The sequence below is a fragment of the Arthrobacter sp. genome (assembly GCF_030540645.1).
GTDB lineage: Bacteria > Actinomycetota > Actinomycetes > Actinomycetales > Micrococcaceae > Specibacter.
In genome coordinates, this window is sequence record NZ_JAUNVV010000053.1 from 16,202 (window position 1) to 24,390 (window position 8,189).

At 62.1% G+C, this 8,189-nt stretch carries 8 protein-coding genes; 4 read left to right on the plus strand and 4 right to left on the minus strand.

All coding sequences use genetic code 11. The annotated features are described in order from the left end of the window. Window positions 1–118: 118 nt before the first annotated feature. Both Q4P21_RS10795 and Q4P21_RS10800 read right to left on the minus strand, forming a co-directional pair. Window positions 119–805, minus strand: coding sequence for an ABC transporter ATP-binding protein (locus tag Q4P21_RS10795; RefSeq protein ID WP_303388773.1), 687 nt, complete (start codon window positions 803–805; stop codon window positions 119–121). A 3-nt stretch (window positions 806–808) separates the two neighbouring features. Continuing rightward, on the minus strand, window positions 809–2,296 hold the full coding sequence (locus tag Q4P21_RS10800; RefSeq protein ID WP_369598892.1) for an ABC transporter permease: 1,488 nt from the start codon (window positions 2,294–2,296) through the stop codon (window positions 809–811). A gap of 149 nt (window positions 2,297–2,445) precedes the next feature. Between Q4P21_RS10800 and Q4P21_RS10805 the strand changes: the two genes are divergently transcribed. Continuing rightward, complete coding sequence (locus tag Q4P21_RS10805) at window positions 2,446–3,519, plus strand: peptidoglycan bridge formation glycyltransferase FemA/FemB family protein (protein WP_303388774.1); 1,074 nt, start codon at window positions 2,446–2,448, stop codon at window positions 3,517–3,519. 69 nt (window positions 3,520–3,588) lie between these two features. Next, window positions 3,589–5,307 carry a threonine/serine exporter ThrE family protein gene (locus tag Q4P21_RS10810; protein WP_303388775.1) on the plus strand — a complete coding sequence of 573 codons (1,719 nt, stop codon included), beginning with the start codon at window positions 3,589–3,591 and terminating at the stop codon, window positions 5,305–5,307. Window positions 5,308–5,387: 80 nt separating this feature from the next. Here Q4P21_RS10810 and Q4P21_RS10815 read toward each other — a convergent pair whose 3' ends face one another. Then, the gene (locus tag Q4P21_RS10815) at window positions 5,388–6,209 is read right to left on the minus strand and encodes a siderophore-interacting protein (RefSeq protein WP_303388779.1); all 822 of its coding nucleotides are present in this window, start codon (window positions 6,207–6,209) and stop codon (window positions 5,388–5,390) included. A gap of 110 nt (window positions 6,210–6,319) precedes the next feature. After that, window positions 6,320–6,976, minus strand: a complete 657-nt coding sequence (locus tag Q4P21_RS10820; protein WP_303388780.1) for a uracil-DNA glycosylase — start codon at window positions 6,974–6,976, stop codon at window positions 6,320–6,322. 292 nt (window positions 6,977–7,268) lie between these two features. On the opposite strand from Q4P21_RS10820, the gene Q4P21_RS10825 reads away from it, so the two are divergent. Next, a complete protein-coding gene (locus Q4P21_RS10825; protein ID WP_303388776.1) occupies window positions 7,269–7,577 on the plus strand; it encodes a DUF3263 domain-containing protein in 309 nt (102 codons plus the stop codon). Window positions 7,578–7,619: 42 nt separating this feature from the next. Further along, on the plus strand, window positions 7,620–8,144 hold the full coding sequence (locus Q4P21_RS10830) for a LytR C-terminal domain-containing protein (protein WP_303388777.1): 525 nt from the start codon (window positions 7,620–7,622) through the stop codon (window positions 8,142–8,144). Window positions 8,145–8,189 lie beyond the last annotated feature (45 nt).

The following is an 8,189-nucleotide window of genomic DNA, read 5'->3' on the forward strand; positions in this document are numbered from 1 at the left end:
ACCCATCCCCCCCCCCCAATTTTTTGTGTGTTTGTGTGCTGGGCCCCGGTTTTGGGGGGGGTCCGATCACCACAACGGCATCATTGCGCTCTGGGACAGTACTTGCTTTCAGTGTTCCTTAGGCGGCTTGGACGCCGTCTTCGGTGAGCTGGCCGCGGGCAAGGCGGAACCGCCTGTCCGTGCGAGTCGCCAGGGCGTGGTCGTGGGTGACAACGAGGATGGTGGTTTTCTTCTCGTGGGCGAGTTTGCGCAGCAGGTCGATGATGAGCTCGCCGGTTTCATCATCGAGGTTCCCTGTCGGCTCGTCGGCCAGGATGAGCTTGGGGTTGTTGGCCAGTGCCCGGGCGATGGCCACCCGCTGCTGCATACCGCCGGAGAGCTTGTTGGCCTTGCGTGAATGCATTTCCGCGCCGAGGCCCACCTGGGTGAGCAGTTCGGCGGCACGGGCGGCCCGTTCCTTGTGCGGCACGCCGGCGAATTCCATGGGCAGCATCACATTTTCCCGCGCGGACAGGTTGGGGATCAGGTGGTAAGCCTGAAACACAAAACCAATGTCGTCGCGGCGGTAGGCCGTCAACTTCCTGTCCGGAAGGGTGGAAATATTCACCCCGTCCACCACCACGTCGCCCGAGGTGGCCTTGTCCAGCGCCCCGAGGAGTGAAAGCAGCGTGCTTTTGCCGCTGCCGCTCTTGCCGAGGACGGCGGCGAAGGTGCCCTGCTCAAGGCAGAAAGTGACTCCGTTCACCGGCTTGATGGTCTGGTCTCCTGATTTGAACGTCTTGACGACGTCGGTGACGGTCAACATGGCTTATTCTCCCCGCAGTACTTCGATGGGACGGACTTTTGCTGTTAGAAGGGCTGGAATCAACGCGCCGAGAACGGCGATCAACAAGATGCCCAGGACTCCAAAGGCCAGCGTCTGCCAGCCGACGGAGGTGCTGATGGTGCCGATGAGCTGACCGGCACCGGCGAAAGCGCCACGTGCGCGTTCAAAGCCACCACCGCCGCCTCCTCCGAATCCGCCTCCCCCGGCACCCGGCCCCCGGCCCGCAGCCGCGGTTGAGCTTGAGGTGTTGCCGGACACGAGGGCATTGGCGATGGGGTTGCTGGCAAAGGCCGCAATGACGGCACCCACCACCGAACCCATGACGACCAGGACGAGGGCCTCGACGGTGAACTGTGCGCCGATGGTGCCGCTGGAAGCGCCGATGGCCTTCAGCACGCCAATTTCGCGGCGGCGTTCACGGACCACCATGATCATGATCAGCAGCACAATGAGTCCGGCTGCTATGAGTGAGGCGATGTAGGCAATGAGGGAAATGTTCGCCACCGTGCCCAAGGACGTGATGGCCGACTGCAGATTTGCGGAGCCGCTCGTCACATCCACATTGGTGGCGCCCAGCGTGCTTGTCAGCGCAGTCTGCGTGGCTGCAACGTTGTCAATACTGTCCACCATCACCGAGATGCTGCTCAGCTGGCCGTCCTGGCCGGTCAAGGTCTGGGTGGCTGCCAGCGGCAGATAAACGGCGTTGTTATCGAAGGCCGTTCCGGAGTCAAAGATGCCGGTGACCGTCATGGTCCGGTCCTGCACGGTGTAGGTGGAGCCCACCTTCAGATTGTTCTTGGTGGCAAGAGTGGTTCCCACCAGAGACTGCGTTGATGTGGCTGCGAAGTCGCTCAGCGCCTTCCCCGAGGTGAGGTTGAGGGCAGTCCCCGTGGCCGTGGTTGAGGTGGAGACGCCCGTGGCCTGGATGGGAATGCTAAACGCCGGGCGGGCGGCCGTTGAACCGGAGCTGGAACTGCCGGAACCGCCGGTGCTGTTGCCGTTGCTGTTGTTGCGCTGGCCCAGCTGGCCCGGAGCCACGGCGGATACCAGGCTCGTGGTGCCGCTGGTGCCAAACCGTCCACCCGCTCCGGACGGCGCAGCATTGCCTGATGCCGCCGTGGAGCCGCCGGTCTGCGAGGTGGTGGTGGCTGCGGAATTGCCCAGCCGCACGGCCAGCGTCCCGGTGGCACTGTCCACGTGGGTGACGGCGGCGGCTTTGGTGAGGTCCGCCGTCGTCAATGGCTGTCCGCCGCCGAGGCCGCCGCGCGAACCTGCCGGGTTGATGGTCAGGCTGTTGCCCACCGAGGCCTTCAACGAGTCGACCTTGCTGCCAACGCCCTGGTTTGCCACCAGCATGGAGAGGGCCAAGGCAATGGCCACGGCCAAAATGACCACGACGGCGCTCGTTCTAATTTTGTTGCGAAACGCATTTCCTACGCTTCGGGACACCACACCCATGATCGGTTCCATTCGCCGTGGCCCCCTTGATGGCGACCGTACGGATTTTATGGTGCGCGCGGGACTGGGCCGTTGGCTGGTGAGGTTCTGGGAGTCGGCTGTGAGATTCTTCCCCGGTACACTGAAACGTGCAACCACCTGCCGACTTATTTGAGGGTCACTTGTCAGAATTCACTGCCCGATTTGCCACTGCCGCCGAGATCGATCGATGGGACTCGCTGGTCACCGCCAACCCCAACGGTGGTAATTTGCTGCAGTCAGCAGCGTTTGCCGCGGTTAAGGGAAATTACGGCTGGGACACTCAGTTCATCGCCTTCGAGGGCCCCGACTACACCAGCTACAACCTGGTCTTGGAAAAGTCCTTCCCGGTGCTCGGCAGGCTCTGGTACTTCATCAAAGGCCCGGACGTCGCCAACGTGGGTGAGATTCCCGCCATGCTCGAGGCGGTGCGGGACTTCGTCAAGCGGGCGAAGCTGAACGTCTTCGCCGTCAAGATTGAACCGGACGTCATTGCCGGTGAGGAAGCCCATGCGATCTTGCGCGGTGCCGGGCTGCTCAAGGTTCCAGACCTGCAGCCCAATGACCACACCGCCTTGTTGGATATCTCCCCGGCGGCCAACGAACTGCTGCGCAAACTTCACTCCCGCGGTCGAAACGCCGTCCGCCGGGCTATTCGTGAAGAGGTTGAGGTGGTGCGGATGGAAGCCACCGACGCGACCATGCGCACCATGTATGAGCTGATGGTGGGCACCATTGCAGCGAAATCCACCAACCAAGTTCGTGATTTTAATTACTACCGCCAGTTCTGGACCGAGTTCGCCAGCCGCGGCCAAGGGCACTTCTACTTCGTCTACGAGGACGGGGTCGCTTCGGTGGGGGCGTTCGTCATCAACTACGGGTCCAAAGCCACCTATAAGGACGGCGGATCGCTGCAAAAGCGTTCACAGTATGGCGACTCACACCTTGTTCAGTGGGTGGCCATCAATGACATGAAGGAACTGGGGGCTGTGGAGTATGACTTCTGCGGCACACCTCCAGCCGACCGGCTCAAAGACCCCACCCATCCGCACCACGGGCTGGGCCTGTTCAAAACGAGCTTCACCAAGACGGTCACGGATTTTGTAGGCTGCTACGACCTTGTACTCAGCCCGGTGCGATATAAATTGTGGTCGAGAGCGGGGGAGCGCGTGTTCAGACAGTTGTACACACGCCGGACCGGAAAGCAGTTCTACTAAACACTTCAACGGCGCACGACGGCAGCAGATCCTGCCACCGGCGCCGGGACTAGGCCACAGGGAGCATCAATGACCAACCATCCCAACAGCCGGGACCACAACGTGCCCGGCCACGGTCAAACAGACACGAAACCTTCCGGCCCTGCCCCTGCAAGCCGTGTGCAGGCCATGCCGGTTCCAACGAAACCGGCGTCAGCGAAGAAGGCCCCCTTCAAGCCAGCGCCCTCCAAGGCCGCGTCTACGAAGCCAGCGACTTACAAGCCGGTGCCGTCCAAGTCAGCACTGTCCACTGGCAAGTCAGCACTGTCCAATGGTGCGCGGCCAGGCACAGCGGGGTCGGGGCCTGCACCTGCCGCCGGTCTGATCCCTGTGGTGTCCCCTGCGCGGACCAACAAGGCAGCCCGGTCCGTGCTGAGAAAGCTCGTGCAGGGGGAGGCCCCTCCCACGGCTCCGATGAACATTGTTGACAGGCTGGCCGGAACTCCGTACGCCAACTTCACGATCCAGGTGGGCAAGGCCGAGGAGTCGGCACGGAAGACCATTGACTTTGCGCTCCGGCTGGCTGAGACCATGTTCCGGTATGGCGCAGGTGCCTTGGAAGTTGAAAGCAGCATCATCGCCGTTACGGCGGCCCTGGGGCTGCGCAATATTGAAGTTGACATCACGAACCAGTCGGTGGTCATCAACTACGCGCCCCGGGAGGCGGTGCCCATCACTCTTTTGCGGGTTGTCCGCTCCTGGACCAACAACTACGCGGGCCTGGTGGAAGTCCACGAACTGGTGACGGAGATTGCCGGTGGTGGAGTCTCACGCGATGAAGCGTCACGGCGCCTTGATGTGATCACGAAGAAGCCCAAGCCGTTTCCTCGTTGGATGGTGGCCATGGCTGAAGCCGTGTTTGCCGCTGCCGTGGTTGGTGTCATTGGGGGCTCGGTCCTTGGCGCCGTTGTTAGTTTTTTGACCATTTTGCTGGCGGGTCAGGTGGCACGTGTACTGGGCAAATGGCGTGTGCCGGACTTCTTTGTCACGGCCATCAGTTCCTTCATCATCACCGTGCTGGCGTTGCTGTGCTTCATGTTGCATGTGCCGCTGAGCCCGTCCATTGTGGTGGCGGGCGGCATCTTGTTGATGCTGCCCTCCGGCCGGCTGGTCTCGGCTGTGCAGGATGCCATCAACGGGTTCCCGGTTTCTGCCTCTGGCCGTTTCCTGTCAGCGTTCTTGACGTTTGGTGCCATAGTGGCGGGCATCTCCGTGGCCTTGGTTGCCAGTGCCATGCTGGGGATGGCGCGACTGAATGTGGCCGAACCCATCGCCGCCGCCCTGCCGCTGTATTGGGTACTGCTGCTGGTTGCCGTCGCCACGGTGGCCATTTGCATCGCAGAACAAACAGCGATCAGGTTGCTGCTGCCAACCCTGGCCGTGGCCTTGGTGGGCTACCTTGCCTATTTTTATGGCATGGAAGCGGGCTTTGGCGGCAGGTTTGCCCCGGCAGTTGCCGCCGTCGTGATCGGCATTCTGTCCCGGGTCATTGCGCTGCGGCTCGGTGCGCCGCAACTGGTGGTGGCCGTGCCGTCCATCATCTTCTTGCTGGTGGGGCTGTCTATTTTCCGGGCCATGTTCGTCATGACGCTGACACCGGATGATTCCGTCACAGGAGTTGTGGGTCTGTTCAATGCCCTGGTGGTCATCCTGGCCGTCGCCGCAGGGGTGGTGCTGGGAGACAACATGGCCCGTCCCTTCACCCGAAACCATGGGCAAAAGCTTCGGCGCAGCAACCGTAGGCGCTGAGCCGCCGCGGTGGCGCCTGGGCTAGAGCCGCCGTGGCGGTACCGGGGCTACAGCAGCCCCCGTACCGCATCCGCCGGTTACTACAGGATTTTACCGACGGGCTGCTTCTTCTCAGCCTGGAAGTAGTCTTCCGTGCGGCCAAATGCCCAGTAGCCGGAGATCGAAACCTGTGAGCGTTCAAGTCCGTGCTGCTTGAAAAGCACGTCCCGCAGCCCTTTCATGCATTCACGCTCGCCGTGCACAAAGGCGTCAACCGTCCCGGAAGGCCATGGACCATTCGCGACGGCATCCCGCAATATGGTGCTCCCAGCTCGGGATAGTCCGTTGCGGAATACCCAGGTGAGCTCCACGCCGTCGGGCTTGTCAAGTGGCTGAATGTCCGCGGCCGTCTCCAGGTCAAGATACACCTGACCGCGGGCAGTTGCCGGCAGAGCCTCAAGAGCGGCGGCAATGGCCGGCAGTGCGGAGGCGTCGCCAATGAGGAGGTGCCAGTCTGCATCGGGATTCGGCTTGTAGGCACCGCCGGGGCCGGAGAAAATGATCCGGTCTCCCGGAGCAGCAGCCGCTGCCCACGGCCCGGCCAACCCGGCCTCGCCATGGACAACGAAGTCGATGGCCATTTCCTGGGCCTCCAGATCAATCCAGCGCACCGTGTACGTGCGGGTCACTGGCCAGTGCTCGCGCGGCATGGTCTCGCGCAGTGCAAACACATCAACGGGCTCCGGGTAGACCACGTCCGGTAGCAGGAAATGGATCTTCACGTACATGTCGGTGGCGTCCTTGGCCGTGAACTTGGCCAGATCAGGCCCGCCGGCCACAACGCGCACCATGTGCGGGCTAAGCCATTCGGTGCGCAGGACATCCAGCGTGAACTGGGTGCGTGGTTTTACAGCTGGTGCCACAACGGTGGAGGATTCGGTCTTGGCTGAAGTCACAATGAGCTCCTGGTGCCGGGCAGGGGCCCGACGTGGTTGGCGCGCCATGCACGCCTAGTTAGGTTGTCCTAACTAGTCTAGGCCACTGGAAGGGACCAGTCGATCGCTGCGCTGCCTTGCGCGCGCAACGACTCGTTGACTCGGCTGAACGGTTTGGAGCCGAAGAAGCCCCTCGAAGCGGACAGCGGGCTGGGGTGGGCAGACTCGATCACGGCTGTGCCCGCCAACAATGGGGAAAGTCGTTGGGCGTCCTTGCCCCACAGCACGCTGACAAGGGGTTGTTGTCTGGCTGCCAGGGCCGTGATGACGGATTCGGTGACGGTTTCCCACCCGCGACGCCGGTGCGAACCTGCGTCCCCCGGGGCCACCGTCAGCACTCTGTTCAGCAGCAGCACCCCCTGGTTGGCCCAGGCGCTCAAGTCGCCATGAGCGGATGGGGCGATGCCGAGATCCGATTGCAGTTCCTTGAAAATGTTGTTCAGACTGCGTGGCAGGGGGCGGGTTGCCTTGTTCACCGAAAAGGCGAGGCCCACCGAGTGTCCCGGTGTTGGATACGGGTCTTGGCCCACGATCAAGACCTTGATGTCCGCCATGGGCGTGCCCAACGCACGCAGCACCTGGGTGGGTGGGGGCAGGAAGCCGGTGCCGGCGTCGTACTCGGTGGAAAGCATGGCTCCAAGGCTGCACAAGGTCTCCTTCAGCGGGGCGAGTGTGGCGGCCCAGTCCGGAGCCATCAGAGCCAAAGGGTCGGTGCGCAAGTGCGCCAAGGCCTGCAATTGCCTGGCGTCCCAGGGCTCGGGGGAAGGGAGATCGAAGAGGCCTGGGCTGCTATCCATGGTTTCCATTCTGGACCATGGCAGGCCCGGATGAGGGTGGCTGGGTACTGAGGGTGCCAAATGACATGCTTGTCATTTGGCTCTATTATGGACAATGCAGGCTGTTGACCATGGCCGCCACGGGCGAACTTCAGGGATGAAATTTTGCCATGAAATCCAGTGTGGGTGAAATGTAGAGGGAGGGCCCCTAATGGCCGACGCGCTTCAGCACGGGCAGGATCCGGCGGACCCCGGCGCAGTGCCGAACTCCCCTGACGGGCTCAGCGAACGTGACGAGCAAATGCTTGACCTTGAACGCCAGTGGTGGAAATACGCTGGGGCCAAGGAGCAGGCCATCCGTGACATGTTCGACCTATCCGCCACCCATTACTATCAAGTGCTCAATGCGTTGATCGACACGGAAGCCGCGCTGGCTCATGATCCCATGCTGGTTAAGAGGCTGCGTAGACTACGTGAGTCACGCCAACAGGCCCGGTCGGCACGCCGACTGGGGAACTGACGCGCCCAGACCCCCACGGACCCACAAGGACAGCACTGCACAATGAGTAATTACCCCCGGGATGAATTTGACGCTGTCGAGGAGAATTCGGCCCGCCACGGCGTCCACCGCGCATTGATGGAACCGCACAGGAGCTCATTGATGCCGCTGATGATCTTTGGAGTGGTGGCACTCTGCGTGGGGTTGGTGGCGTTCTTCATCATGCCCAAGATGTTCAACACGACCTCGATGCCATTAGTAGGTGTGTCTACTAGCGGTGCGCCGCTCTCGACGCAGCCCACACCAGCTTCCGCAGTGGATAAGAACGTTCCAGTGGATGTATTCAATGCAACCGGTATTCCCGGCTTGGCAGCGCAGTACGCGGGACGTGTCACCAGCGATGGATGGCCAGTGGGGCTGTCTGCTAACTGGGCCGGAGCGCCCCAAGCGGCCTCAGTGGTCTTCTACAGCGGCATCAAACAGAAAGCCAACGCCGAAGCGCTCAGTGTGTTGCTGAATATTCCAGCGGTGGCGGAAACCACCGAGCTGGGCCTGTCCCTGGCAGTGGTGCTGGGCCCTGGCACGTAAATAGCCCACCCTCATCCCGAGATGCCACTTGTGGTGTCCAAAACC